Here is a 24,238-nt window from a genome sequence, read left to right on the forward strand (position 1 = left end):
AAGCCTATATTCTGTCAGTTTTAGACCACAAATAGTGATCTGCCAACACCAGCCATGTCATCGCCTCAAGAACCGGGATGGCCCGGGTCACAATGCACGGATCATGACGGCCCTTTTTTGCCACATCCAGAATGGAGCTTGTGGGCTTGAAAGAAACCCGCAGCAGAATACTTTCCCCGGTGGAAATCCCCCCACGGATGCCGCCATAAGCGTCCTGCGGCCCCTGATGGAATTGTGTGCCTTTGACTTCGGCGGCTTCAAACCCCAATCCCAATTCAAAGCCATTGGTGGCGCCCACACTTAAGAAGGCCATGGCCAGATCGGATTTCAATTTATGAAACACCGGTTGCCCCAGATGTGCTGGTGGATTCTGAATCAGAATCTCGGCAACGCCGCCGTGGCTTTCGCCGTTGTCCTGGGCTTTCTTTAAAAGGTCAGCCACTTCCTGATCGCGGCTGGAGGGAAATCTTGCCTGGAAGGAATCAATGTCCTTTTTGCTGACTTCCGCGCGTTCTGCGTCGGTCAAGGTCATCGGACCGATCTGCGAGGCATAACCAATCACCTTGGTTGGCGCACTGACGTGTTTCATCATCATCTGAGCCACGGAACCCGCCATCACGCGGGAAACCGTCTCACGACCGGAAGACCGACCACCCCCGCGATGATCGCTGTGACCGAATTTATTCCTCCACATGTCATCGGCATGACCCGCACGCGGGGAATTCTTGATAACAGAATAATCCTGAGATCTTGCATCCTGATTGCGCACGATGATCGCCATCGGCGTGCCCAGGGTTTTGCCATCGAAAACGCCGCTCAGAACTTCCGGAGCATCCGTTTCCTGACGGCCGGATACAATCTGACCCGAGCCATGATGACCGGGACGACGGCGCTCCAGTTCTTTTTTCAGAAGTCCTTCATCAAAATTCACTCCGGCTGGACAGCCGTCAATCACCACGCCCAAAGCGGTCCCATGACTTTCACCGAAAGTCGTGATCACAAAACGGGAACCGAACTGACTTGCACTCATGCGTTCTCCTCGGACTTGCGCCAGAACATTCTTTGTCCTTGCGCCTGGGCTGTGAACATCACAAGCCCGGACTGATAATTCGCGCCACAGCGCTGGGCATATTCACGGCCCATGGAATCTTCTTTGTAATTTAAATCAAACACCATCGCTGGATTCCAGTGCGCAGGTGGCATCTGGGTTTCCGGTCCGCGCGGTGCCGCCCAGATCACAATCTTGGGCAAAAGGGTTTCGGCATCTTCAGATCCTGCGCGGGGCTTCCCCGTGCGCGAAGAAATGAAGCTTGCGTGCGGCAGGGCTTTTTCAATCATCTCCAGTACGCCACCCCCGCCCCAGACAAAAATTTCTTTTTGCAGTGGCGCGATCATACCGACACCTTCGATCAGCTCCATAAAGCCCTGATCGTCGGTGGACGTCCCCTGCCATGATTTGGTCTTTTCATTCCAGAAAAGAGTGTTCACGGCCTTTAGATTTTCATGCTTGCAGACTTTGGCGGCGTTTTCTTTGTGAGGAGACGTGACCGCCGCATAACGAAGCCCCATGCCTTGCACCACCGGGAAGGCCTGATCCCATTCATCACGGGAAATAGCGACAGCAAAGACCGGCAGGCTTTTTTTATGGAAGAAATCAGAATGCTCTAGCGGAGTAAAGCTGTGACGAACAGGGTCGCCCAAAACGGCAGCGAAACCTTTCACCACTTCCGGGGTCATCATCCAGGCCCAGAGCGAAGGCTGATCCCCCGCTGTGCCATCCCCTTCGCGCCAGAAATTGATCAGTTGATGACCTTTTTGCAAACGGCGATACCATTCCCAGCGACCATCCGGGGACCGCGGCAGGAAACTGCGGCGAGAAGGTTCGCCTTGCTGCCATTCATGGCCCTTCTTCAGATCACTGAAGGTATCGACCATCGGCGCATATTTCAAATGTGCGGCTTGCTTTTCAAACTGCTGCCACAATTCTTTGCGGGACTCATCGTGCAAAGACAAAATCAATTTATCAGATGAAATCACCCGCAGAAGATCTTCGGGCGATCCCAGCTCCACCGGCCAGTCAATCCAGGCCACACGGCTTAAAACTGCAATCAAAGGCTCCTGCATAAGGGCCTCGGCGTTTTCAGGCTTTGTGCGGAAAGAATAAAGCAGACGCTCGCTGGCCATTTCCTGCACCACGCGCTGAATCTGCTCAAAAGTCAGCAGATCATCGCGCAGCTCAAACAAACCCACACCTCGGTTCAGGAAGCGGGCTTTGAAAAGCTCCCAGCGTTTCTCAGTCCCAAAGACTTCAGCTGGGATCGTCACCGCGCCACCGATGTCATGCAGATTGTGAGTCAGAAGAGCTTTTTCAACGGCCATGGCGTGATGGCGATTTTCAAAAAGACCTTCCGGCATCAGATAGACTTCATCGGCTCGTTCACGATAACGGGCTTCGCGCACAACGGCGCGCTTGTGGAATTCTTCCAGCGGGGACAATTCCGGGTTCAGGCGTGGGCGGTTTAAGAAGATTCTGCCATCAAGATCGGTGTTACGACGAACCCACAGCACGCGCACGTTTTCTGGGATCACAGACAGATCAAAGCCCGCCCCCAGCACCAGGAACATCTGCGTGTGGGGCTTTTGCAAAGTCTCAAGGAAAAGCTGGCGCTCCAACTCGCGGAAATAGGCCTCGCCGTGCTCTAAGAAAAGTTCGGGGATGGTTTTTCCGATTTTTTCTTCGATGGATTCATCCAGGTCAATGATCTCCGCGGATTCGTCTCGCAGGTATATCTGCAGACGCTTCATCATTTCAGTTTTTCCGGTTCCGCGGTGGCCAACGACGACTGTAATCATGCCTTGATACCTATCATGTCCCAGAACTCTGGAAAACTCTTATTGATGGCCTCGGGGTTTTCAATGGTGATGTCATGGCCTTTTAGCTTCATCAAAGTGGCCGCCATCACCATGCGGTGATCCTGATCGGAATCAAAAGTGATGCCTTTTTTAAGGCTTTGCTGGGGATTGCCATGAATGATCATGCCATCCGGCAAGACTTCATGGGAAATGCCCAGGCGTTCAAACAAATCAGCAATCTTGGCAATGCGATTGCTTTCTTTCGCCGCCAAATGAGGCGCATTGTAAAGCTTGGAGCTGCCGTTGGCCCAACTGCAAAGTACCGCCAGCACCGGGAACAGATCCGGGGACTGATAAAGATCCCAATTCACCGCACGCAAGCCTGCGCAAGGCTTCACACACAAAGCGCCTTCGACCATTTCTGTTTCGATGTTCATTTGTTTGAAGATCTCGACAAAGATACCGTCCGGCTGGGAGCTTTTCACCGGATAGTTCAAAAGTTTGGCTCCGCCCACCAAGGCGCCAGCAGACGCCATGGTGAAGGCCGAACTCAGATCGGATTCCACACGGTATTCAAGCTTGCTGATACGCTGGCCGGCCGGGATCAGGTACTTGTTGCCCTGAACCTGCATGCGCATGCCCAGCTCTTTCAGCATCTGCACGGTCAACTGGAAGTACGATTCAGAAACCTTGTCGCCGACCAGCTCAAATTCCAGATCAAAATCCAAAAGCCAGCAGTTCAGAATTAATGCCGAAGCATACTGACTGGATTCAGAGGTGTTTACTTTCAATGGAGTGCGCGGACGCTTCCACCCTTCAGACACCACGAACATTTCGCGATTCTTGATTTGGGTTTGCACACCCAACTGAGACAACAGATCCAGTAAACCTTTTTGCGGTCTTTGCAACAGACGAGGTGTGGCCTCTAAAGTATGGACCCCGCGCATGCGGGACGCCCGAAGCGCCATAAAGCGGAACGTGGTGCCGCCTTCGCCGCAATCAATGCGGCTGCGTTCGCGGATCTCTTTAAGACCTTCACGCATGTGAACGACGTCGTCACAATCGGAATGCCCTTGCAGATCCAACACGGGAAAATAGCTTTTTACGATCAAAGCGCGATTGAAAATGGATTTAGAACCAGGAATCTCGCCCTGAAATCGGAAATCAGCCATTGAGTTCATCTTCTTTCTGGCGGCAGACTTCCACCAGGATGTCATCCACACTGACTTCACGCACGACACACTGGCCGGGCTTTTTTAGGAAAACAAAGCGCAGAACTTCAGACGACGTCTTTTTCTTGTCACTCAGAAGCTGCTTTCTGAATTCACGCAGAACCGATTCTTTGGTCTGCAGCAATTCATCCCGCACCGGCGACAGCAGATAGCCCATCACAGGCGACAGCATCAGCTTTTCGTATTCAGCAGGTGTGATGATCTTTTTGTGCAAGCTGAAGCGCAAAGCAAACTCCAGCCCGTAATTGATCGCCACCCCGTGTGGCAGTTCGTACTGGGTTTCCAGCACATGGCCCAAGGTGTGACCCAAGTTCAAAATATGACGATGACCGGATTTTTCCTCCGGGTCTTTGGCGACAACCTTGTATTTGGCATCAATGGCACTGGAAAGGTATTTCCACAGCACCGCCACATTCACTTCGTATCTTTCGACAGATCCCGCCACAGCGGTCCCCCGGCAATCAAAGCGATCTTAAGAAGTTCGCCAAAACCTTCAAAGGCTCGGGCATTCGGCTGAGCCATCAGCAACGAACGAGACAAAACAATCTTGTCAGCGGGATAGAAAGTGCCAATCTGGTTTTTCGCTGATCCCACATTCAAAGCGGTCTTGCCACCATGAGCAGAATCAATCGCCGAAAGCCAGGTGCTGGGCATATGCACCAGACGAACGCCACGCTTCAGGATGCTGGCAACAAAGCCGCCAAAATCCCCGACACTGCCGCCCCCGGCGACCACCACCGTCAAACGCCGGCTGGAAGCGCCTTCACACAGCTTCACGATTTTGGTGATGTGTTCGGGAAAGTTCTGAACGGACTTAAGAGATTCCCCGGCCTTCACCGGATAACGCAGTGGAAACTGCGCCATCCATTTTTTGAAGGTCTTGGATTTACGAGGCAAGATCTCGTCGTGGATCAACAACAGCTCTTCCCCCAGGTCTGCGGGACGAGGCAATTCGGTGGTGAAGAGCAGTGAGCTTTTTTTCATTATTTTTCTTCTGACAGGTGGGCTTTGGCTTTACCGTAGGAATCAGAGATCGCATCCCACGCTTTGCTCATGCCATTTTTCATTTCGCCCCAGGCTTTGCCTGAGCTTTTCTTCATCTTCGCCAGATCTTTCTTCATTTCTTCCTGCTTTTTTTCCAAAGCTTTGATCTGATCGTTGTACTCAGTTTTTGCTTCGCCGGTTTTCTTGGAGGCAGCTTCTTTCATCTCGGCGATTTCTTTTTTCATTTTCGCCAGATTTTCTTCCATGTCTTTTTGGAACTGCTCTTTTTGTTCTTTGGTGTAATCAGCCGCAGCAGTGGCTGCTTCAGCGGTTTTGGTTTTCACTTCTTCAGCGGAAGTGGCAAAGGATTGGGAAGCCAGGGACAACACTACAAAAGCAGCAGCAATATGACGCATAAAAGGTCTCCTTACGACGGAGACCAGTTTACAACGGGGCCTTATTTTACTTCAACAATATTGAGCTGATGCTGCTCGGCCTTGACGCTGACAGGCTTCTGATTTTTCAGACTTTCTTCCAGCCTTCTGCGGTAGGTCTCAAAGTTGATGACATCACGATCCAGATAATAGGTTCCGGCTGTTTTCGTAAAGACCACCAGCAGCCCGTTGCCATCAGCACGGATGCTTTTAACGGTGTCTGCGGTGATGGTGGAGTGTTCACTTGCGACCAAACGGATCGACGGACCCGCCTGTGCCGGATTCAAGCCTGTAAAGACGGGTGCCACGAAAGCCACCATAACAAGCCATCTCATAAATCCTCCCGGTGAATAATTGAGACCTTCTTATATCTTAGCCAAGGTCCCCAGCGAAGACTAGAGCTTTTACCCTTGCAGGCTTGATATAAAACACCGGGATGGATCTATTTTGGACGCCCCCCGAAGGAGTTAAACCAGGTTCCAGTTGATTTCGCCAATACCCTTGGATTTCAGATAGGCATTGGTTTTGGAGAAGGGCTTGGTCCCAAAGAATCCGCGGTGAGCGGACAGCGGTGATGGATGCACGGCCTCAAGCACCAGGTGTTTTTTGCGATCCACGAAGGACGCTTTTTTCTGTGCGTAAGAACCCCACAGAATGAACACAAGATTTTCTTTTTCTTCGTTCAGCACGTGGATGATCTTATCGGTGAACTCTTCCCAGCCCTTGCCTTGATGGGCAGCGGCTTTTCCGTCCTCGACTGTCAGCACGGCATTTAGCAACAACACACCTTCTTGAGCCCACTTGGTCAAGGAGCCACTTTGTGGAATGGTCGCGCCCACGTCGTCGTGAAGCTCTTTAAAGATGTTTCTAAGAGACGGAGGAAAACGAACGCCGTCTTGCACAGAAAAACAAAGTCCGTGCGCCTGACCAGGGCCATGATAAGGATCCTGCCCGACGATCACCACTTTCACTTTGTCAAAAGGAGTCAGATTCATCGCCGCGAAGTAGTCATCGCCATGGGGATAAATTGTTTTACCCGCTTTGTATTCAGCAGATAAAAATTTATTCAGCTTCTGCATGCGCTCGGTTTCAAATTCGAGATGCAGATGCTGCTTCCAAGATGAGTCTAATTTGATTTCTGAGTTAATATTTTCCATCTCAATCTGACACAGGTCCATGGTCCAGGTTCGGGATTCTAATGCAAACCTATTCGATTTCAAATTATTTTTTCGGTGCCAGTCTTCTTGACCAGACAAAATTCGACCCCATTGTTACACTATAACTACGAGGAAAAGGAGGCCGCCTATGACGACCCTTCTCAACCCCACCATTGAGCTTATTGAGCAAAATCCTGAGGTTAAGTCCTTTATCTACCAGCAGATCGCAGAGTTTGAACACTTTGTGACTCCACAGACTGTGGTTGCGGTAGTAGCCCGGGATCCCCGAAAACTTGCGCTCCAGTATGAAACAGACGGGCGCGAATTCACCCGCGAGGGTCTGAAGAAACTGTATCGTATTGCCATCGTCTTAAACGAGGGCGGCGCGAAGGCAGAGGCTGAAGGCGTCCACGAGGATATCTTCGAAGCCATTAGGCTTGCTAAAGACAATCTGATGCAAAAGCTGGTGGCGATTCAGGATTCCGTGGTCAGTCAGCAAGACCGAATCATCGAAATCAATCATTACTTGCAACATCCGGTTCTTCATTAAGATAATGGGGCTTCTGCAAGGAGGCCCCGATGTTCAATCCCAATATGCCTTACCGCAGCGTTGGCCGTTGCGGTCTTAAAATCGGCACCTATTCTCTGGGTGGATGGACCACCTTTGGTGGCACCGTCAAAGACTTCACTTCCGTCCGCAGCATTCTGCGCCTGGCTTATGAAGCCGGAATCAATTTCTTCGACATCGCCGACATCTACGCCAAAGGCGAATCCGAACGCATCATGGGCGGCGCTTTAAAAGATTTCCCCCGCCACGAGCTGGTGATTTCATCAAAAGTCTTCTGGCCGATGAGTGAAGACATCAACGACAAGGGTCTTTCCCGCAAACACATTCTGGAATCCGTGAACAAGTCTTTGCAACGAATCGGCACGGACTATCTGGATATTTATTTCTGCCATCGTTATGACCCCGAAACCCCGGTGGAAGAAACCGTGCGCATCATGGATGACCTCATTCATCACGGAAAGATTCTGTACTGGGGAACCAGCGAATGGACCGCAGAACAGATTCAGGAAGCCATGGATATCTGTGACAAGGGTGGTTACTACAAACCGCAAGTCGAACAGCCCCAATACAACCTGCTTGTACGCGACAAGTTTGAAACCAATGTGCAACCCAAAGCCCAACAACACGGCATGGGCCTGGTCACTTGGTCTCCGTTAGCGTCTGGCATGCTGACCGGAAAATACGACAAAGGCGTCAGCGAAGGACGCCTGTCGCGCATCGACTGGCTGAAGGACACCTTCTATACCGAAAAGAACAGTCAGCGCGTGTGGGAACTTAAAGGCATCGCCGACAAACTAGAATGCAGCCGCACGCAGTTGGCACTGGCATGGACCGCCGCCCAACCGGGCGTCAGCAGCGTGATCCTTGGTGCCACCAGCATCGAACAACTGCAGGAAAATCTGGGCGCCCTGAAGGTTGAAATCACACCCGAGATCGACAAAGACATTAAAAAGATTTTCGCTTACTAATGAGACACACCGAAAGGCTGCTGCCCCCCCGCAGCCTTTTCCCTTCACTGCTATTTGACTGTACCCGCCGCACTCAATCTTTCAGAATAGATCAATGATCAAGCGACTTAAAGCATTCTTAATGTACATCTTGGTATTTGTAGGCGGAATCTTGGCAGCTTGGGCCTTTTGGTTAGAACCAAGCTCTCTCACCACCCAAAGATATAGCCTTACAATGGCTCACAAAAACAACTTCAGTCCTCTTCGGATTGGAATCGTTTCTGATATTCATATTGGAAGATTTTTTGGTGATGAGAAAAGACTCGAACGAATTGTAGGAACCTTAAATGACGAAAAACCAGATATAATCGTCTTTCTCGGTGACTTCGTTGCCCAAAGAAGCGCCGAAGCATTTGTTAAATCAGCTCATCAGCTAAAGAAACTTGAAGCACCATTGGGTGTCTACGCAGTCCTTGGGAATCACGACTGGTGGTCAGGCAAAACAGACGTAGTGCAAGCCTTAACTACAAACAATGTCCAACTAATAGACAATCAGCACATTGATCTTAAATGGAAAGGTGCGCAGCTTCGACTGATTGGCCTTGGCGACTACTGGGAGGATGAACATCTGTGGGACTATATAGCCGCACACAAAGCTTCTGAAATTCCGTCTATCGCAATTACACATAATCCCGACGTTTTCCCCCGCATTCCTTCTGATATTTCTTTAGTGCTTGCAGGCCATACTCATGGGGGACAGGTCAACTTTCCCATCATCAACTCACCGATTGTCCCTTCGCAGTTTCAAGATAGGTATCGCTACGGCCTAATTCATGAGGATGGCCACCACCTTCTAGTAACAAGTGGCACGGGTAACAGTATCTTACCTGTACGCTTCCGCGTCCCCCCAGAGGTAGTCATCGCTGAAGTCGCCTTTACGTCAGCCAATTAATGAAACAAGGTTATACACTCAATCTCAAGGAGTATCGATTGAAGGAAGTAACTCTCTTTGCCCTGATAACACTGATTCTTTCTTCTTGTTCGAATGTACCTACGCGCGAAGAACGATTGGACGCGACGGAAAAAGCGACCAATCGCACGCTCGATCAGAACCAGGATGCTTTCAAGTCCTGCATTCAAGATGCATTAAAGAGATCGCCTGGCCTGGATGGAAGGGCAACGCTTGTTTGGATTCAAAATGAAGATGGCTTTGTAAAGAATCCGCGCATTCGCGACATGAACTTCAAAGACCCAGCATTTGAAGACTGCATTATCTCCAAAATCAAGGTGATGAAGTTTCCACCTTCCGCCGAAGACTCCCGAGCCAAGGTCAGCTTAGAGCTGCTAGTCAAATAATCTAAGGCAGGAACAGGAGTTAAGACGAATCATGACGTCCAGAGATTTTATTTCATAAGGCTCGTTTACGAAATCGAGAGCTGGAAACACGAATAATGAAAAGAACGATAACTCTGATTGCAAAAATACTTGGTATACTTCTTATTGCTGCGCTACTTACTTCTCAGATATGGTCCTGCATGGATCGCAAGAATCCTTGGACGATCGCAAATTATTTGCAATAGAAAACTACCACCCCATCGCGGGAATCTTACGATACCCCGACGGAATCTCCGAGTTCTCGGTCTTGATAATGATCTCATCCCCTTCGGTCTCGAACTCATCCGGGCCGAGGGTCAGGCTTAGGCGGAAGTCGCCTTTGTATTCCAGATTCAGCGGCAGGAAACCTTTTGGTTTGTCGTCGATTTCCAGTTGCCCTTCAGACACGTAGCCCACAGGTGGCACGCGGTTCAGGCGGGGATTTTTGATGGTGATTTTAGTGGTGACACTGCTGTTGGCTCTTTCCAGAACGTCGGTGGTTTCATCCACCACACTCAGAATGCACTCCAGATCCAGCACCAGGCTGTTGTTGTCATGCACAGCCTTCATAAGCTGAGACTTTTCAATCTCCATCATCAAATACTTAACCAAGGAACCCCTCCAGAAACATCGGCAGTATTCCACATCGCTTTGACAGCGACAAGATTCACCGCGAAAGCCGTAGTCCCCTGTCTGAACCTTAAGCAGTTCGGAAAGTTTTTCAGGCGCACGGCCCGTGATCTGGAAGGCCCACAGGCTTTACGGTATAACCAGCGCTTTCAGGAGTACTCATGAACCGCCTGCTTGTACTTGCCATGCTTTTATTCCCTGCTCTGTCCTGGGCCCATAACTGCCAAGAGTTTCTGACATCCGACTGGCCCGCTGACGAAGGTTACGCCTGCGAAGTCACGAAGCCGGACCTGGCCAAACTTCAAATGCACAAGGTGGAAGTCTGCATCGGTTCGGTGCCTTACCGCGATGGTCAGCGCTATGCCAAGGCCGAGCTGAAACACATCCCGTTGTCACAGTATGAAAACATCTATAATCGGGCCGAGGGTCTTCACACGAAGTTCCTGAGCTCCACCTACATCCACGCCTGGGCCGGTGAAGAAATGCAGGAATCCCCGGAGTTCCTGAAAGTGAATGCCCTGGAAGAGGGCTCCACCCTGACCTACACTCCGGATATCTGGAATCAACTGCAGTTGGATAAAAAGTCCCTGCAAGCCCGCCTTGTGACTCAGTCCCGCGAAGCGGCTTTGATATTCCAGAATGAGTGGCAAAAAATCTGGGACCTGCGCCTGAAATGTCAGAGAGTTTTCTGAAAAAATCTTAAAAAGCAGGGCTAAAAACCGCCCTGTTTCCGATAATTTGTCGAATATGACACCTCCGCGCCGCGCAAATTTGTTTGTAAACGGTTGGTTTTCATTAAGTTGTTGCAACCACAGAATCTTTTGGAAATAACTTCATAGTGTTTCCCCGTATATGTTGCGAATAGGGCGCAGCGTTTCTACCAGGCACCTCAAATGCCTGACTATGGAGGTTCTTTGTGAAGTTGACCGCACTTTCTCTGCTGATGCTTGTGTCCACGCTATGTTGCACCTTGGTTCAAGCAGCTCCTTCTTCCGGCGATGTTCCTTATTATGGTGAAAAATTCCACCACGATCTGGCTTCTGGAATTTCCAACGACGATCTGAAAAAGAATATTCAATTTGTCCTTCGCAGCTTCCACCTTCGTGTGAACGGCAGCTACGATCAGATCGTAAACGGCTGCAGCGGCGACAACTGCTATCAGCATGTTTCTTTGGGCTACGACGGTGCTCGTACCTTCCTTCTGGGTTCTTTCTATTTGGTTGATGAAGGTCACGGCGACTATGCAGTGAAAGACGTTTACTGCGACTCTATCCGTGGCTCTGATGACTTCCGCGGCGGCAACGCGCCGGCTCCGGGCAGAATCCCGGATGGCAACATCGTGAACACCGAACACACCTGGCCACAAAGCCGTTTCTCGGGTCGTCACAACAAGAACATGCAGAAAGCGGACATGCATCACTTGTACCCGACCGACAACGAAATGAACTCTATCCGCGGCAACAACCCTTTCGGTGAAGTTGTTCAGGACAGAAAAATCCTGAAATGCAAAGTGTCCCGCTTCGGTCGCGCTTCCCAAGGTGGAGCTGATGTGTTCATGCCGCCGGCAAATCACCGCGGCAACGTGGCTCGCGCTTTGTTCTATTTCTCTGTCAGATATGACCTGCCAATTGATTCCCGTCAGGAAGCGACTTTGCGCAAGTGGGCCAAAGAAGATCCACTCGATGACGAAGAAATCAGCCGCAACGACGCGATCCACAAGATGCAAGGGAACAGAAACCCGTTCATCGACTTCCCGGGTCTTGAAGATTCTATCAGTGATTTCTAAAAAGCCCTGGAACTAGTGTTCCAAGGCGACAGGTAAAAAGCTTGTTGGAGAGGAGGCTGTGGAAGTCTCCTCTTTTTTTTGCTCTGCAGAGGTCTCGTACTTCACCAGCGTCCCGATGATATCCTGAAGCTGTTCAAACGGCGTCAGGTTCGGCGGCAGGTTGTCTTTCAGCTCCATCGTCAGCACCGGTGTTGAACGCTCCACCCACATGTAGCGCCCCAGGCTTCCCGGATAGTTCCCCAGAGATTTCCAAGGCAGATAATCAAACTTTGGCGGTGCTTTCACTTTCGGTCCGTCGTAATCCAAAACTTTGAGCGGCGTGTGGACAGACACGATAAAGTCCGGCTGGAAGTCACCAAGGTGCTTCATCGCGCACTTGGTTTCAGGCTCGCTGCCACCTTCTTTACCCGGAAAACGGCGCGGATTGGAGCCCGTAGAGCGTCTCCACGCAGTCAAAGCCCCCGCATCCCAATCTTTGGTTGGGAAATTGCGATTGATATCAATCTTGTTCGCGTTGTAGCGGGTTTTGTATTTCACACCATCCGGGTTCAGCACCGGAATCACACGCCAGGAATTGCGCGGGTCGATGCCTTCCAAACGCTCCATCCAGTAACGGCCCACGGTGCCTGCCGGCGTTTCATCCCCGTGAATCATACTGAACACCAGAACCTTTTTGGCTCCTGGTGTGGAAGAGATCTTTTCGTAGTGATAGATAGGACGACCTTCAGCGCTCACGCACTGAGTATCGATTTGCACTCTGGCACAGGCCTGTTGCAAAAGCTTGTCGTCCCAAGCTCCTGGAAATTTTTTGAGCTCATTGATACAGTCTTGCTGAAGATCAGGGAAGTTCGCCTTCGCCCCAACAACTGTCATAAGGATCGCGCTAAAAATTAATGCTTTCATAGTCCTCTTAACCACTCAGCAATCATTATCGCTGTGTCTGCGAATTCTCTCAAGATGAGAAAACGCCTTTTTTTGAATCAAGCTGAGAATCCTTACAAATTGACTAAAGTCTTGCAGGCTTTCGTCCGTAAAAGAAAGGGTGTGACCATTAGGACTCAGTGTGGAGGCAAGTATGTTGAATAGAGGTAGTTTTAGTTTCGTAGCGATGCTGGTAATCAATCCCGTCGTGATACTGTTTTATCAAAACTGCTCGATGGCGCCGGTAAGCCACGCCAAAAACTCCACACCAATCCCTGTGATCACCCGCCAAGTGGCTTCCGAGTCACAGCCGGTGGTTGCCGATATCAAACCGGTCTGCCACGACGAAAAGAAAGAATGCCCACGTAAGGAATAATATTCTTTACGTGCATATCTGAATTCTTTCTATACCTTTTACCTATGACGTCCTGCTTGTTAAAACTAGCTATTGAAGCATAGCTAGAAACAAGGAGGCTTCTATGAAAACTATCACTCTTACACTTGCCGCAATCATGGCTTTGGCAGCAACTCCTGCCCAGGCCTTTTTGTCGTCTCAGGACGAGACCACGCTGCTGGCGACCCTGAATCAGGAAAACATCACCCCGGGCGTTCATTACAACGACATCCGCTGTTCCGTGCGCAATAAAAAGTGCCTGGTTAAAATGGAAATCAAAACTCAGAAGGCCGGTTGCCTGATTGAGCATATGAACGACGTCAGTGACCTTTATACGGAATCCACCACCCGCGACAACCAAGTCCGCATGATTCTGTCCCCTTACGCTGAACAGGCTCTGGCAGCTTGCGTGGCGGGTCTGCTGTAAAGCTGGACTTGCCCGCCTTTGGAAGGTCTCCTAGCCTAAACAGCGCTAGGAGGATGCATGCTTAAGTACGTTATCTCAAGTTTGTTTGTTTCCGTTCTTTCCGTGTCTCAGGCGTCCGCTGCCGACAAAATCAAAATGTATTTCAATAATGAAGAACTGACCAAGGTGATCGAGATCTACTCGAAGGCCACGGGGCAGAAGTTCATTATTGATCCGGGCGTGCGCGGGAAAATCTCGATCTACAATCAAGAGGCTCTTGAGCCAACAGAAGCCTTCAATCACCTGTCGATTGCCCTTGCCACCAACGGCTTTGCTATCAGCAAACAAAACGACGTGATGGTAGTGAAATCCGCGCGCAATGTGCAGCGTGATTTGATCGAGGTCAGCTCGGAAGTGCCTGCGATTTCACCTCAGCGTATGTACACCTGGGTGGCGACACTGAAGCATGTTTCTGTTTTGGATCTGAATCGTGATCTGCGCATCCTGCCTTCCCGTGATGGCGAGATGAATGTGAATGCGGCGGCCAACCAGATCATCTTCACCGATTGGGCAACGAACCTGAACCGTATCGCTGAAATCCTGAAGGCCGTCGATAAACCGGTGGACCCTGCGACCAAAAAGCTGGTGGATGCTTCCCGCCGCCATCATGGCCCTTCCAACGGCCCAGCGCACAAAGGCCCGGCCCCGAAGCATGACGAGGCTGGAAAAGCCCCTGAGAAGCAATAAAACCCGCTTCCAGCGCGAAAAACAACGAAGGACTGGCCCAAAGGCTGGTCCTTTCTTTTTTTGAAAATAGGCTATTGACTTACACATAATTTACACTGTAAGTTCGTATGTAAGTTATGACGATGAAAACGCCCCTCCCACCACTGACACCGAAAGAAAAATCCGTCCTCGAGTTTATCGAGGCGCACATCTTAAGTTCAGGAGTTTCGCCGTCATATCAAGAAATTAAGGATCACTTCGGTCTGGCTTCGTTCAACTCGGTTCAGAATTATCTGAAGCAGCTGACGAACAAGGGATATATCTCAAATCCCCAGAACTTGAAGCGAGCCATTCAGGTGCTCCACTCCGCTTCGGCGGTTCAGGATCAACTGCAATCAAAAACGGTCTCGACGAAGACAGGGTCTCCTCGCACTCAGCTCCTCCAGGCTCGTGACGAGATCCTGTCACTTCCCCTTCTTGGGAAAGTGGCGGCAGGCCAACCTATTGAAGCCATCAAACACGACGAGTTCGTGGACGTCCCCCCTTCCATGGTCAGAAATCCTTCCAAATCCTTTGCGCTAAAGGTGCAGGGCGATTCCATGATCGAAGACGGGATCTTTGATGAAGACATCATTTTGATCCAGAAACAAAATTCCGCCAACAACGGCGATATCATTGTGGCAACGGTAGATAATGAAGCCACCGTGAAACGCTTCTATCTGCGCCCCCGCCCGGAAACTGGGGACGCAGATAAGATGGTGGAACTGCGCCCGTCCAATTCAACGATGAAATCCATGTGGTACACCCCTGATGAGGTTGAAATCCGTGGTATCGTTGTCGGCCTGATCCGTAAGTTCTAATTCCTATTAAATCCCCTTGGCACTGCCATTGCTTTTACGTCTCCGCGAGTCGTCCATATCGGATACCGCAGCGGGGACGGAAAAAACCCGCTGTTTTTCTAAAATTTAGTTCCAGCTTCTGAAAACTGGGACAGAAAACAAAGGGGATTTAAAATGAAAACCATCCAACTTCTAAGCACCGTTCTTGTTATGTCCATGCTAACGGCCTGTGCCGGCGGTGGTGGCAGTGATGAGGGCAATGCCAAAACAAATTCAGTGGATGCCAACGGCTACTGCACCCAAGAGTTCATCACCAACTACAACAATGTCCTTCTGGAGTTCAACCACCTGCAAATCCTTCTGGGTGGGATTCCGAACGAAGACAGAATCCTGGCGCAAATGAAAGCCGCCCACGGCGCCTGCAAAAGACTTTTTCCACAGCATGAAGGAGTGACATGCAAGGCTGAAGTTAAATACGAAGTCACAGACATTACCAGCGACACCTTCAAAGAAGGCTGCAAAAAGACCGAAGAGGGTTTGAAACAGTTGGGACAACTATAAAGTCGATTTAATATGATTCTATGAATGCCAGCGCCCCGTCGTAAACGTGGGCGCTTTTTCTTCCTCAGAAAGATCACCGCGGAAGGAGATCTCGCGACTGATTTGCGTTTCCGGCCCTTCAACTTCGATTTTCACTTTCACATCTGTCGATTCCAATTTGTAGACTTTACGATTTGCATAAAGCTGCACCGTCTCATATTCCTTTGCGATTAAGGCATGTCGAACAGAATGAATTCAGCCCCTTTGCCCCAGGAAAGCTTCAGTGCCTCAACGTCCGTGATCGCAGCCCCGTCACCCGCTGTCAGGGAATTGGAGTCCACCTGCACGTCGCCTTTGATCACCTGCACCCACAAATGTCTGTGCGGATAGGTCTTGTGATTTTTTTCACCGGCATCCTGGGCTTTCGCCACATACATGTCGACATCCTGATTCAACGTGATGGAACCACCACGGCCTTTGTGCGAAGCCACCAGAATCAAATCACTGCAACCGAAGCTGTCAGCAAAGTTTTTCTGTGCATAGCCAGGCTCCACACCGATCTTATCCGGCTTGATCCAGATTTGCAGGAAGTGAGTTTCTTTGCCCGGAATGTTGTTGTATTCAGAGTGACGAACCCCCGTGCCTGCACTCATGCGTTGCACTTCGCCCGGTTTGATCACGGCCACGTTACCCATAGAGTCTTTGTGGGCCAGTTCTCCGTCGATCACATAGGAAATGATTTCCATGTCACGGTGAGGATGGGTGTCGAAACCCGTGCCGCCCTGAATGCGGTCTTCGTTGATCACGCGAAGCGGGCCGTAGCCCATGAAGTTTTCGTCATAGTATTCAGCAAAAGAGAAAGTGTGTTTGGAGTTCAGCCATCCGTGTTGTGCCAGACCGCGTTCGTTGGATTTTCTTACCTGAATCATATGTTGCTCCCTTTTTTTAAAAGTCGTGTTTATCTTTCTCTATGGACTTTACGGCTTTCAGACGATAAATAAAATTTGAAAGATTTAATCATCTTGATAAGTAAATCGTATCATTAAGGGTCCTATGAACTTAGACCAGTTGGAATTCGTCAGAGCCGTTATCGAATGTGGAAGCTTCCGGGCTGCCGCCGACAAGGTGGGACGCTCCCAGCCGGCCTTGAGCGTCGCTATTAAGAATCTGGAAGACGAACTGAGCCTGACCATCTTTGACCGCTCCGAATACAAAGTAAAACTGACCCCGGAAGGCCAGGCGTTTTATGCCGTGGCCAAAGCCACTTTGGAATCCGCCCAATACACGGCCCGCGTGGGTATCGAACTGGGACGCCACAAGGCCGACACCGAACTGCACATTTCTGCCGACCCGCTGATCTCTACCGAGATTCTGGAGCTGATCGCCCTGGAATGCGCACGCCCCGTGCTGCCGGTGAATCTGATCATCAGCAAATCCATTCTTCAGGGCGGCTATCAGCGCCTTTTGGATGGCGAGATTGACCTGGCCATCGCTCCGACCCCCAAGAACAACGAAGACCTGGAAAGCATCTTCCTGGAAGACGTGATCCTGGTGACGGCCGTGTCCCGCCGCCTGCTGCAGGAAAAGCGCACACCGACCAAAGAGTTCCTCACAAAACATCCTCAGATTCTTGTCTATACCAGCCAAACAAATGAACGGCCCGATGCCACGATTCGCAAAACCGGCAAAGAGGCAGGTCACAAGATCTATGTTCCCGATCACCACACCAAAGTGAAAATGATCGAAGGTGGTGTCGGCTGGGGCCGCATCGCCAAAAGCGAATGCACCAAAGAAAAAAATCTGGTGCTGATTGATAAATCCATCGCTTCTGAGACCCATCTTGAGCTATGTTTGGTCCGTCCCAAAAACCGCCCTATCGGCGTCACGGCCCGTTCAGTTTGGAATGCCTTTCAGAAACGGTCCACTCAAGGGAGATAGATATGCAACAGCACACGTCCATCAACTATTCAGATAAAACCAAGTTCTATAAAGAGCTGCACTCCGAAGCCGAAGGCCTGGCCGAAAAAGAATGGTTCGTGAATCTTGCGAACTTTTCTGCCCTGCTGAAACAGCACCTGCCCGAGATCAACTGGGTGGGATTTTATTTGCTTCATAACAACGAACTGCTGCTCAGCTCTTTCCAGGGACTGCCTGCCTGCACGCGCATCGCGATCGGAAAAGGTGTGTGCGGAACCGCGGCGAAAACACTGCAAACTCAACTGGTGGCAGACGTGGATCAGTTCCCAGGGCACATCGTGTGTGATGCCGCCTCTAAATCTGAAATCGTGGTGCCGTTGATTCATAACGGAAAACTGCTGGGAGTTTTGGATGTCGATGCGCCGGTTTTAAATCGTTTCGACAGCGAAGATCAAAAGGGTCTTCAAGGCCTGGTGCAGATTCTGATCAGTAAAACTGTGTGGCCGGACAGGTTTGCTTAAAAGCCCACCGCGGGATCAACCCACCGAAAACAAAAAAGCCGGTTCGTTTTGCACAAACCGGCTTTTAATAAAACTCTTCAATAATCAAACTAGTAAAGATCGCGAGAGTCTTCTTCGATCGGAGAAGTCGTCGCACCTTCAACATAAAGAACAACGCTGTTGTTGTTCAAAGAAGGGTGTTGAACCTGAACTGTGCAAGAGCTCCAGTCCGCACCCGGAGTCCAGGACACTTTCAATTCATAATCCTGAGTATAAGTTTTGGAAGCGGAATCATAAGAGCTGTTCAGAAGGATCACGCGTTCAACATCACAAGTGAAACCATCTTGTTCAGAAGTCACAACACCTTTTGGATCAATCAAATTCAAAGCCTGGTTTTTAACAACCACGCGCAAAGAAACGATGCCATCCTGATTGGAAGCATCCACAGCTTTAACAGCCACAGTACGGCCATTTTGAACGTCTACGTATTTATTGCTCCAGGCTTGAGCGGAAGAAGCCACCAACAATGCAGCGACAGCGGAAAGAACTTTCATCTTTTAACTCCTTGGTTGTTTTGATGAGGGCGTTCTAGCACAGCCCCACCTCAAAACCAACGCAACGAGTTAAGTAGTGGTAAATTTACAGGTAATTACGGTCGGTCAAAAGGGCCTCAGCGCAAGGCGGAGGCCCTCGCCCACAGCGCAGGCGTGCTCCAAGCACGTCGAAGCGAGGACGTGGGCCGACAACGCAGTCGATGAGGTCCTTTTCACCGACCGTAGAAAAAACAAAGGGATGGTCGCAAGCGCACACCATCCCTTCAAATCCCCTCGAGATAATTCTAAATCAAATACGTTTGAGCTGACGGTTTAGCCGCGAGCGTAGCGTTTATTCATGGATTCGCGAATTTCAGCACCTTCGATGCTTAGGCGAGTCCAAGGAATAGCGCGAAGTCTTTCAGGCTCAATCGCCTCTTCAGTTTCTTCGCAGTAACCGAATGTGCCGCCCTCAATGCGAGCCAAGGCGCTTTCGATTTCCATCAGCTGCCCACGCATTCTTTCGTGCATGCTTAGGAATTCTTGCTCCGCTAGAACGCGAACCGTTTGGTCGCCTTCATCGCCGCCTTTTTCCTCATTCTGGTCCAAGTTCAAACGAGCTTCTTTCACTCTGTTGAGGATGTCTTGCTTCGATTGAAGAAGCTTTGCTCGACATTCCGTCACCAGCTTTTCAGAGATAGCCATATTGCCCCCTCGAGTTCCTTCCAGCGTAAGTGCCAATTTGGAACTGACCTATTAAGTTCTAGACCTGTAATTTTTGCAAGCAAAAAATCTTACATTAACTTAAAATTAAATAAAGCGTTGTAAACCCTGACGAATCCCTGACTGCGGCCATGGGAGCGCCACAGCGGCTGACCTCACAAACCCATCTCCCAGTCATCTTCTTACAATTATAATCCCAAACTTGATTAGATCGCCCGTCCAAATTCGCATCGCGTTAGAATTCTAGCCTTGGGTTTATAAAATGAAAATAGGAAGAGGCTTTTTCCCTCGAAGAATCTCAGTTTGAAGCGGATTTGCCGACTGACAGCGGTGGATCATTGGAATGAACAAGACCCGAAAATAAAGAAGGCGACCTACTAAGAGGTCGCCTTGCACGATTCAGGATCGCTTCTCCCCCGAGAAGCGTCCCACAGGCATATATAAAGACTAATTAAGACAAGAAGCCACACGCGCCAGCAAATCCCCGGTTGCGGCGTTAAGCTGTGTGGCCATCTTTTTCCCCTGAACTCCGCGCGTGCGGAAGGCTTGAGCGGATTGATCCATCTCTTTAGACACGGCTTTCACAGCCGACCCCTTGGCTGTTTGCACCGTGGTGGAGTATTCCTCCAAAGAAGAAGCGAAAGTTTCGTGGTTGTTCACCAGGCTGGCCATGATCTGGGCTTGAGCCTTCTGCATGGCCTGAAGTTCTTTTTTAAGCTCTGCACACTGAGAAGCCGCCATGGAATTGGAAGCAAACAGAATCACGGCGAAGAATGTGGCGATGGTTTTCATGTCAGAGCCTTTCGTTGATGACTCTGACCTAAAGCAATGAGTCTGCCAGCTGAGAACGGCTTATATTCGCTCTCAGGTGACATTTTAGGCTAGGACTTTAGAAATTTTTCAAACTCGTTCTTTGTTTCGCCAGAAGTGTACGGCAACAACAGGCGGGCCACATGGCGCTTACCACGCTCGATGCTGCGTTTGCCGGGCTGCTTTTCTGCGGATTCAAAGAACTGCAGGAAGGTCGTTGCCATCGCCAGCAGGGATTCGGCGATGTACTGCATTTCAGAGACTTCGGCGATTTTCACCATTTTGCCGTCCTTCACCCACTGGCGGTAAAGGATGACCATCAGTTTCATCATTTTTTGGATGTGGTTTCTCCACATTTTCGCCAGTTGCTGGTCACGGCGGCGAAGGGCGTACATTTCGCGATGGAAGAAGCGATAGCGCCAGTACAGCTCGAAGTTGTCGCTGATGAAGACCAGCGGAGTCGACTTCTTGGCGCGGCTGGGGCGCCAGACGTCGTAGGTCTCTTTCGCCATTCTCTTGAACAGCTCAATCAGAATCTCTTCCTTGTTGTCATAGTGGAAATACAGGTTGCCCGGGCTGATATCCATGGCTTTCGCGATATGATTTGTCGTGATAGCCACGACACCACTGCGATTGAAGAGTTCGATGGAGGTGACGAGAATACGTTCTTTAGTCTTCATGCTTATTAGTCTTTAGTCCAAGTCCCCTCGAGAGTCACGAGGAATAGGCCTGAAAAGCGCACCAGAATGGCATTTCCAGTGACTTCTTCTGAGAATGCCCTTGAAAGCGTTAAAAAATTGGTGCTACCATAAAATAATGTCATCTAAAAACAATTATAAGTTGCTAAAACTGCTCGTTTTTTCAGGAGCTTGCCTGGTAGGCCTTTATTCTCTGTTAGGTTTTACGTCCTCTGCGGACAGCCAAGAGGTTCAAGCTCACAAGAAAATCAAATCTCAACTTGAACAGCGCACTCAGCTTGCAAAAGCCATTGGTTCAAAAGTTCGCGCCAATGATCTGCCAGAGTCTCTTAAGATCCCATGGAATGGCGAAGAGCAGGCCGTGAAATTGAACTACACTATCGACGACACCCTTCAGCGCGAAGCCGACCGCCTGCTGAAGGCCTACAAACCTGACTATGGCGCGGTCTTCATGATCGACGCAATGACCGGAGAAGTTCTGGTAATGTCGAGCTTCCAGCGTGACGATGCCGATGCTCCGAACCTGAACCTGCAAGCGACCTTCCCGGCCGCTTCCGTCTTCAAGGTTGTCACGGCCACTGCGGCAGTTGATAAAGCCGGCGTCAGCCCCGAAAGCAAGATCCGCTACAACGGCGGCGCTTACACTCTGTACAAGAAAAACGTTCTTTCTGACAAAGTGACCCGTTGGACCAACGTGATCACCCTGAAAGACGCCTTCGCCCGCTCGATCAACACCGCTTTCGGTCGTCTGAGCATCGAAAACCTGCACCCGGAAGATTTGAACGAATACGCCAACCGCTTCATGTTCAATCAGGAAATCCCCGCAGACTTCCCGGTTGAGATGGGTGTCGCTTACGTTCCACCAGGCAAAGGCTTTGAAATGGCCGAAGTGGCTTCCGGTTACAACAAAACCAACCGCATGAGCCCGGTTCAAGGCGCGATGATCGCCGCCGCTGTCGCCAACGACGGTCAGGTTGTGATCCCCTACCTTGTGCGCAACGTGACTGATGAAAAAGGCGAATCCCTGTACGAGGGTTCAACTTTGAACAACGGCACCATCATGACCAAAGAATCCGCCGCCAAAGTGCGTGAGCTGATGGAAAGAACTGTTCTGGCAGGAACTTCCCGCCGTTCATTCCGCCCGATCACCAAAGACCGCAAATTCCGCGAAATCGAAATGGGCGGTAAAACCGGCCACCTGACTGGCGACAACCCACGTGGTCGCACGGACTGGTTCGTGGGCTACGCCCAAGACGGCGAACGCAAGATCGCCGTTGCGGCCATCACCGTGAACAAGAAATTCTGGACGGTAAAGTCCGCGCACCTGGGTCAGTCCATGTTCCGCAAATACTTCGGCCCAGTGGTTTCGAACCAACCTAAAAACGGGCGCGTGGTTTCTTCCACCAAGTAGCTCGCGAAGCGAGGCTGAGGCTTGGGAATAGCCTCTGCCGCTTCGGACAGTCCTCGCTCTACTTCTTCAACGCTGGCTTCCGCCGGCGTTTTTTGTTTTCGCTTGCGGAACTCGCGTCAGAGGCTATTCCCAAGCCGCATCCTCGAACGTGATTTTGTGCAAATAATATTTCAATTTCGATTGGTTCAGAAATGACGCGCGAGCGCGATGAGACTGCTTCGTTCGTTTGGGATTAAGTGCTTCTTCGTGCCGCTATACGCAGATGTCTTTGCTCTTGAATTAACTAGCGGGGCAAAGAGGGCAAGATAGATTCGAGGTTCGGAGGGGTTTGGCAGGGGGCTTTAGGCCCTTGACGCAAGTTCCGCAAGCGAACCCTAAATCCATGCGGTAGCCACAAAGACACCAACAAGAGCGAGGACTGTCCGAAGCGGCAAGGGCCTAAAGCCTCCTGTCAAACCCCGGCGCAAAACTAAGAGTCTTTCTTGTCCTCTTTGTCTTCGTGAGTGATTTCAAGAGGAGTGACATCAAGCACTTCGGCTTGGATTTCGCGTTCTTCTCTTACTTCTTCGAAGCCGCCGCCTTGATTTCTGAATTCGTAGTAGCGGAAGCCGTTGTTGGCTTGGCCGTTACCCATGCCGCCCATTCCGGCACCGAAGCCGAAAGGTCCGCCGCCGAAATTGAAGACTCTGGCAGAGCCTTGGGTCATTTTTTTGGCCATGTAGGTTTTGAATCTCCAGACGGCCAAATGGCGAAGGCCTGGAAGGAACAGAATCACTGCGATGACTCGGGCGAAGAAACTTGGAATCAGGAACAGCAAACCTGACAGGAACAAGGCACCGGAGTGAAGGATTTTATTTCCTGGCTGTTGCCCGCGCATCATGGAGGTTTGCAGACTCATCAAAGCCACGCGGCCCACGGTGGTCATGATCAGGAAGCCCAGCAGGCAGGGCAGCAAGTACAGGCCCAGCGTGTTCAGGAAACCCCACTCTTGCACGGCCAGGAAAAAGATCACCAGCTCGGCAACGATGAATGGAAATGGAATCATGATCATTTGTGGACCCCTTTTTCTAGATATCCAAAGTAGCTACGACCGGACAGTGGTCCGAGCCTTCGACTTGGTCGAGAATATCTGCTGAAGCCAGGTATTTCTCAAGGCCTTTTGAGACACAAATGTAGTCAATTCTCCAGCCGCGGTTTGAAATGCGCGCCATTTGGCGATAATCCCACCAGGAGTAACGCTTTGCTTCGGACGGCTTGAAATAACGGAAGGTGTCGATGAAACCAAGGTCCACGAATGAATCAAACCAGGCACGCTCTTCAGGGAAGAAGCCGCTGACTTTGGACAGACGGACAGGATCATGGACATCGATGGCCTCGTGAGCCACGTTGTAATCCCCGACCACAACCACCTGACGTCCTGTCGCCAGCTTTTCTTTCAGATGATGATTCAGATCTTTCAGAAATTGTTGCTTAAAGTTGTGACGGACATCGCCAGAGCCGCCGTTCGGAAAATAGATGTTGTACAGATCAAAAGGACCATGATCGGAAATGATGATGCGCCCCTCAGATTCGTATTCTGAGATGCCCCAGCCGTATTCGACACTTTTTGGCTCTTCATTCACAAATGTCGCAACTCCTGAATAGCCTTTTTTAACTGCTGAAGACCAGTAAGAATGATTCCAGGTGAGCTTCTTCAGTTCATTTTCCACCTGATCAATGTGAGCTTTTGTCTCCTGAATACAGAAAATATCCGGCTTTTCCCTGTTCACAAAATCGAGAAGACCTTTCTTGTGACAAGCCCTAATTCCATTCACATTCCAAGAGATGATTTTCACAGTTTCTCCTTGAGTTTCCA

Annotated in this window: 32 protein-coding genes and 1 riboswitch; of the genes, 14 read left to right on the plus strand and 18 right to left on the minus strand. The window is 50.3% G+C overall.

All coding sequences use genetic code 11. The annotated features are described in order from the left end of the window. Nucleotides 1-4: 4 nt before the first annotated feature. From aroC to ung, 8 genes are all read right to left on the minus strand, one after another. Complete coding sequence (aroC, locus tag BD_RS15980; protein WP_011165823.1) at nt 5-1,030, minus strand: chorismate synthase; 1,026 nt, start codon at nt 1,028-1,030, stop codon at nt 5-7. Next, nucleotides 1,027-2,853, minus strand: coding sequence for a shikimate kinase (locus tag BD_RS15985; protein WP_011165824.1), 1,827 nt, complete (start codon nt 2,851-2,853; stop codon nt 1,027-1,029). Before BD_RS15985 ends, aroC begins: the two co-directional genes overlap by 4 nt. Next, nucleotides 2,850-4,025: a 3-phosphoshikimate 1-carboxyvinyltransferase gene (locus tag BD_RS15990; RefSeq protein ID WP_144313799.1), complete on the minus strand. Its 1,176-nt coding sequence runs from the start codon at nt 4,023-4,025 to the stop codon at nt 2,850-2,852. Before BD_RS15990 ends, BD_RS15985 begins: the two co-directional genes overlap by 4 nt. Next, entirely contained in the window at nt 4,018-4,530 is a 513-nt protein-coding gene (locus BD_RS18440; protein WP_011165826.1) for a 3-dehydroquinate synthase family protein, read from the minus strand. The genes BD_RS15990 and BD_RS18440 overlap by 8 nt, the downstream gene beginning before the upstream one ends. Beyond that, nucleotides 4,500-5,069: a dehydroquinate synthase/iron-containing alcohol dehydrogenase family protein gene (locus BD_RS18445; RefSeq protein ID WP_011165827.1), complete on the minus strand. Its 570-nt coding sequence runs from the start codon at nt 5,067-5,069 to the stop codon at nt 4,500-4,502. The genes BD_RS18440 and BD_RS18445 overlap by 31 nt, the downstream gene beginning before the upstream one ends. After that, nucleotides 5,069-5,485 (minus strand): sll1863 family stress response protein, encoded by a 417-nt coding sequence (locus tag BD_RS16005; RefSeq protein WP_011165828.1) that lies wholly within the window; start codon nt 5,483-5,485, stop codon nt 5,069-5,071. Before BD_RS16005 ends, BD_RS18445 begins: the two co-directional genes overlap by 1 nt. Before the next feature lie 41 nt (nt 5,486-5,526). Next, entirely contained in the window at nt 5,527-5,838 is a 312-nt protein-coding gene (locus BD_RS16010; protein WP_011165829.1) for a hypothetical protein, read from the minus strand. A 132-nt stretch (nt 5,839-5,970) separates the two neighbouring features. Then, nucleotides 5,971-6,660 (minus strand): uracil-DNA glycosylase, encoded by a 690-nt coding sequence (gene ung / locus BD_RS16015; protein ID WP_041583779.1) that lies wholly within the window; start codon nt 6,658-6,660, stop codon nt 5,971-5,973. Between the two features lie 148 nt (nt 6,661-6,808). Between ung and BD_RS16020 the strand changes: the two genes are divergently transcribed. The 4 genes from BD_RS16020 to BD_RS16035 all read left to right on the plus strand — a co-directional run bounded on the left by BD_RS16020 (nt 6,809) and on the right by BD_RS16035 (nt 9,531). Then, nucleotides 6,809-7,210, plus strand: a complete 402-nt coding sequence (locus tag BD_RS16020) for a hypothetical protein (RefSeq protein WP_011165831.1) — start codon at nt 6,809-6,811, stop codon at nt 7,208-7,210. A gap of 29 nt (nt 7,211-7,239) precedes the next feature. After that, nucleotides 7,240-8,196: an aldo/keto reductase family protein gene (locus BD_RS16025; protein ID WP_011165832.1), complete on the plus strand. Its 957-nt coding sequence runs from the start codon at nt 7,240-7,242 to the stop codon at nt 8,194-8,196. Nucleotides 8,197-8,290: 94 nt separating this feature from the next. After that, the gene (locus BD_RS16030) at nt 8,291-9,127 is read left to right on the plus strand and encodes a metallophosphoesterase (RefSeq protein ID WP_011165833.1); all 837 of its coding nucleotides are present in this window, start codon (nt 8,291-8,293) and stop codon (nt 9,125-9,127) included. Nucleotides 9,128-9,165: 38 nt separating this feature from the next. Then, nucleotides 9,166-9,531, plus strand: a complete 366-nt coding sequence (locus tag BD_RS16035; protein WP_157865731.1) for an AgmX/PglI C-terminal domain-containing protein — start codon at nt 9,166-9,168, stop codon at nt 9,529-9,531. A gap of 228 nt (nt 9,532-9,759) precedes the next feature. Here BD_RS16035 and BD_RS16040 read toward each other — a convergent pair whose 3' ends face one another. Beyond that, nucleotides 9,760-10,161: a hypothetical protein gene (locus BD_RS16040; RefSeq protein WP_226988072.1), complete on the minus strand. Its 402-nt coding sequence runs from the start codon at nt 10,159-10,161 to the stop codon at nt 9,760-9,762. Between the two features lie 179 nt (nt 10,162-10,340). On the opposite strand from BD_RS16040, the gene BD_RS16045 reads away from it, so the two are divergent. Beyond that, nucleotides 10,341-10,871: a hypothetical protein gene (locus BD_RS16045; protein ID WP_011165836.1), complete on the plus strand. Its 531-nt coding sequence runs from the start codon at nt 10,341-10,343 to the stop codon at nt 10,869-10,871. 134 nt (nt 10,872-11,005) lie between these two features. After that, a riboswitch (purine riboswitch) is annotated at nt 11,006-11,103 on the plus strand. Continuing rightward, the gene (locus BD_RS16050) at nt 11,096-11,965 is read left to right on the plus strand and encodes an endonuclease I family protein (RefSeq protein ID WP_011165837.1); all 870 of its coding nucleotides are present in this window, start codon (nt 11,096-11,098) and stop codon (nt 11,963-11,965) included. Its footprint overlaps the riboswitch before it by 8 nt. Nucleotides 11,966-11,977: 12 nt before the next feature. Here the strand turns inward: BD_RS16050 and BD_RS16055 are convergent, their stop codons facing one another. Then, the gene (locus tag BD_RS16055; RefSeq protein WP_038448594.1) at nt 11,978-12,868 is read right to left on the minus strand and encodes a M14 family zinc carboxypeptidase; all 891 of its coding nucleotides are present in this window, start codon (nt 12,866-12,868) and stop codon (nt 11,978-11,980) included. A 172-nt stretch (nt 12,869-13,040) separates the two neighbouring features. Here BD_RS16055 and BD_RS16060 point away from each other — a divergent pair, with 172 nt between their 5' ends. The 5 genes from BD_RS16060 to BD_RS16080 all read left to right on the plus strand — a co-directional run bounded on the left by BD_RS16060 (nt 13,041) and on the right by BD_RS16080 (nt 15,812). Beyond that, the gene (locus BD_RS16060) at nt 13,041-13,262 is read left to right on the plus strand and encodes a hypothetical protein (RefSeq protein WP_144313801.1); all 222 of its coding nucleotides are present in this window, start codon (nt 13,041-13,043) and stop codon (nt 13,260-13,262) included. 103 nt (nt 13,263-13,365) lie between these two features. Beyond that, nucleotides 13,366-13,707, plus strand: a complete 342-nt coding sequence (locus tag BD_RS16065; protein WP_011165839.1) for a hypothetical protein — start codon at nt 13,366-13,368, stop codon at nt 13,705-13,707. Between the two features lie 57 nt (nt 13,708-13,764). Further along, entirely contained in the window at nt 13,765-14,433 is a 669-nt protein-coding gene (locus BD_RS16070; protein ID WP_011165840.1) for a type II secretion system protein D, read from the plus strand. Nucleotides 14,434-14,555: 122 nt separating this feature from the next. Further along, nucleotides 14,556-15,272, plus strand: a complete 717-nt coding sequence (gene lexA, locus BD_RS16075) for a transcriptional repressor LexA (protein WP_226988073.1) — start codon at nt 14,556-14,558, stop codon at nt 15,270-15,272. A gap of 153 nt (nt 15,273-15,425) precedes the next feature. Beyond that, nucleotides 15,426-15,812, plus strand: coding sequence for a hypothetical protein (locus BD_RS16080; protein ID WP_011165842.1), 387 nt, complete (start codon nt 15,426-15,428; stop codon nt 15,810-15,812). A gap of 18 nt (nt 15,813-15,830) precedes the next feature. Here BD_RS16080 and BD_RS18215 read toward each other — a convergent pair whose 3' ends face one another. Then, nucleotides 15,831-15,968 carry a hypothetical protein gene (locus tag BD_RS18215; RefSeq protein WP_157865732.1) on the minus strand — a complete coding sequence of 46 codons (138 nt, stop codon included), beginning with the start codon at nt 15,966-15,968 and terminating at the stop codon, nt 15,831-15,833. 53 nt (nt 15,969-16,021) lie between these two features. Next, the gene (locus tag BD_RS16085; protein ID WP_011165844.1) at nt 16,022-16,720 is read right to left on the minus strand and encodes a pirin family protein; all 699 of its coding nucleotides are present in this window, start codon (nt 16,718-16,720) and stop codon (nt 16,022-16,024) included. Between the two features lie 124 nt (nt 16,721-16,844). Between BD_RS16085 and BD_RS16090 the strand changes: the two genes are divergently transcribed. Together BD_RS16090 and BD_RS16095 are read left to right on the plus strand one after the other, a co-directional pair. Beyond that, the gene (locus BD_RS16090; RefSeq protein WP_011165845.1) at nt 16,845-17,729 is read left to right on the plus strand and encodes a LysR family transcriptional regulator; all 885 of its coding nucleotides are present in this window, start codon (nt 16,845-16,847) and stop codon (nt 17,727-17,729) included. Between the two features lie 2 nt (nt 17,730-17,731). Next, nucleotides 17,732-18,229 (plus strand): GAF domain-containing protein, encoded by a 498-nt coding sequence (locus tag BD_RS16095; protein WP_011165846.1) that lies wholly within the window; start codon nt 17,732-17,734, stop codon nt 18,227-18,229. 89 nt (nt 18,230-18,318) lie between these two features. On the opposite strand, the gene BD_RS16100 is transcribed toward BD_RS16095, so the two are convergent. The 4 genes from BD_RS16100 to BD_RS16115 form a co-directional block, all read right to left on the minus strand. Then, nucleotides 18,319-18,762, minus strand: a complete 444-nt coding sequence (locus BD_RS16100) for a hypothetical protein (protein WP_011165847.1) — start codon at nt 18,760-18,762, stop codon at nt 18,319-18,321. 312 nt (nt 18,763-19,074) lie between these two features. Then, entirely contained in the window at nt 19,075-19,446 is a 372-nt protein-coding gene (locus tag BD_RS16105; RefSeq protein WP_048349799.1) for a TraR/DksA family transcriptional regulator, read from the minus strand. 465 nt (nt 19,447-19,911) lie between these two features. After that, entirely contained in the window at nt 19,912-20,256 is a 345-nt protein-coding gene (locus BD_RS16110) for a hypothetical protein (RefSeq protein ID WP_011165849.1), read from the minus strand. An 89-nt stretch (nt 20,257-20,345) separates the two neighbouring features. Continuing rightward, nucleotides 20,346-20,954 carry a TetR/AcrR family transcriptional regulator gene (locus BD_RS16115; RefSeq protein WP_011165850.1) on the minus strand — a complete coding sequence of 203 codons (609 nt, stop codon included), beginning with the start codon at nt 20,952-20,954 and terminating at the stop codon, nt 20,346-20,348. 136 nt (nt 20,955-21,090) lie between these two features. Between BD_RS16115 and BD_RS16120 the strand changes: the two genes are divergently transcribed. Further along, nucleotides 21,091-22,383 (plus strand): penicillin-binding transpeptidase domain-containing protein, encoded by a 1,293-nt coding sequence (locus tag BD_RS16120; RefSeq protein ID WP_038448607.1) that lies wholly within the window; start codon nt 21,091-21,093, stop codon nt 22,381-22,383. A 469-nt stretch (nt 22,384-22,852) separates the two neighbouring features. Here BD_RS16120 and BD_RS16125 read toward each other — a convergent pair whose 3' ends face one another. After that, entirely contained in the window at nt 22,853-23,434 is a 582-nt protein-coding gene (locus BD_RS16125; RefSeq protein ID WP_011165852.1) for an FxsA family protein, read from the minus strand. Nucleotides 23,435-23,450: 16 nt separating this feature from the next. Continuing rightward, nucleotides 23,451-24,218 carry an exodeoxyribonuclease III gene (locus BD_RS16130; protein ID WP_038451710.1) on the minus strand — a complete coding sequence of 256 codons (768 nt, stop codon included), beginning with the start codon at nt 24,216-24,218 and terminating at the stop codon, nt 23,451-23,453. Between the last annotated feature and the right edge of the window lie 20 nt (nt 24,219-24,238).

The organism is Bdellovibrio bacteriovorus HD100, from assembly GCF_000196175.1.
GTDB lineage: Bacteria > Bdellovibrionota > Bdellovibrionia > Bdellovibrionales > Bdellovibrionaceae > Bdellovibrio > Bdellovibrio bacteriovorus.

Coding starts and splice junctions, on each gene's coding strand:
- aroC (WP_011165823.1), bottom strand. CDS start 1,030: ATGAGTGCAAGTCAGTTCGGTTCCCGTTTTGTGATCACGACTTTCGGT.
- BD_RS15985 (WP_011165824.1), bottom strand. CDS start 2,853: ATGATTACAGTCGTCGTTGGCCACCGCGGAACCGGAAAAACTGAAATG.
- BD_RS15990 (WP_144313799.1), bottom strand. CDS start 4,025: ATGGCTGATTTCCGATTTCAGGGCGAGATTCCTGGTTCTAAATCCATT.
- BD_RS18445 (WP_011165827.1), bottom strand. CDS start 5,069: ATGAAAAAAAGCTCACTGCTCTTCACCACCGAATTGCCTCGTCCCGCA.
- BD_RS16005 (WP_011165828.1), bottom strand. CDS start 5,485: ATGCGTCATATTGCTGCTGCTTTTGTAGTGTTGTCCCTGGCTTCCCAA.
- BD_RS16010 (WP_011165829.1), bottom strand. CDS start 5,838: ATGAGATGGCTTGTTATGGTGGCTTTCGTGGCACCCGTCTTTACAGGC.
- ung (WP_041583779.1), bottom strand. CDS start 6,660: ATGGAAAATATTAACTCAGAAATCAAATTAGACTCATCTTGGAAGCAG.
- BD_RS16020 (WP_011165831.1), top strand. CDS start 6,809: ATGACGACCCTTCTCAACCCCACCATTGAGCTTATTGAGCAAAATCCT.
- BD_RS16025 (WP_011165832.1), top strand. CDS start 7,240: ATGTTCAATCCCAATATGCCTTACCGCAGCGTTGGCCGTTGCGGTCTT.
- BD_RS16030 (WP_011165833.1), top strand. CDS start 8,291: ATGATCAAGCGACTTAAAGCATTCTTAATGTACATCTTGGTATTTGTA.
- BD_RS16045 (WP_011165836.1), top strand. CDS start 10,341: ATGAACCGCCTGCTTGTACTTGCCATGCTTTTATTCCCTGCTCTGTCC.
- BD_RS16055 (WP_038448594.1), bottom strand. CDS start 12,868: ATGAAAGCATTAATTTTTAGCGCGATCCTTATGACAGTTGTTGGGGCG.
- BD_RS16060 (WP_144313801.1), top strand. CDS start 13,041: ATGTTGAATAGAGGTAGTTTTAGTTTCGTAGCGATGCTGGTAATCAAT.
- BD_RS16065 (WP_011165839.1), top strand. CDS start 13,366: ATGAAAACTATCACTCTTACACTTGCCGCAATCATGGCTTTGGCAGCA.
- BD_RS16070 (WP_011165840.1), top strand. CDS start 13,765: ATGCTTAAGTACGTTATCTCAAGTTTGTTTGTTTCCGTTCTTTCCGTG.
- lexA (WP_226988073.1), top strand. CDS start 14,556: ATGAAAACGCCCCTCCCACCACTGACACCGAAAGAAAAATCCGTCCTC.
- BD_RS16080 (WP_011165842.1), top strand. CDS start 15,426: ATGAAAACCATCCAACTTCTAAGCACCGTTCTTGTTATGTCCATGCTA.
- BD_RS16085 (WP_011165844.1), bottom strand. CDS start 16,720: ATGATTCAGGTAAGAAAATCCAACGAACGCGGTCTGGCACAACACGGA.
- BD_RS16090 (WP_011165845.1), top strand. CDS start 16,845: ATGAACTTAGACCAGTTGGAATTCGTCAGAGCCGTTATCGAATGTGGA.
- BD_RS16095 (WP_011165846.1), top strand. CDS start 17,732: ATGCAACAGCACACGTCCATCAACTATTCAGATAAAACCAAGTTCTAT.
- BD_RS16100 (WP_011165847.1), bottom strand. CDS start 18,762: ATGAAAGTTCTTTCCGCTGTCGCTGCATTGTTGGTGGCTTCTTCCGCT.
- BD_RS16105 (WP_048349799.1), bottom strand. CDS start 19,446: ATGGCTATCTCTGAAAAGCTGGTGACGGAATGTCGAGCAAAGCTTCTT.
- BD_RS16110 (WP_011165849.1), bottom strand. CDS start 20,256: ATGAAAACCATCGCCACATTCTTCGCCGTGATTCTGTTTGCTTCCAAT.
- BD_RS16115 (WP_011165850.1), bottom strand. CDS start 20,954: ATGAAGACTAAAGAACGTATTCTCGTCACCTCCATCGAACTCTTCAAT.
- BD_RS16120 (WP_038448607.1), top strand. CDS start 21,091: ATGTCATCTAAAAACAATTATAAGTTGCTAAAACTGCTCGTTTTTTCA.
- BD_RS16125 (WP_011165852.1), bottom strand. CDS start 23,434: ATGATCATGATTCCATTTCCATTCATCGTTGCCGAGCTGGTGATCTTT.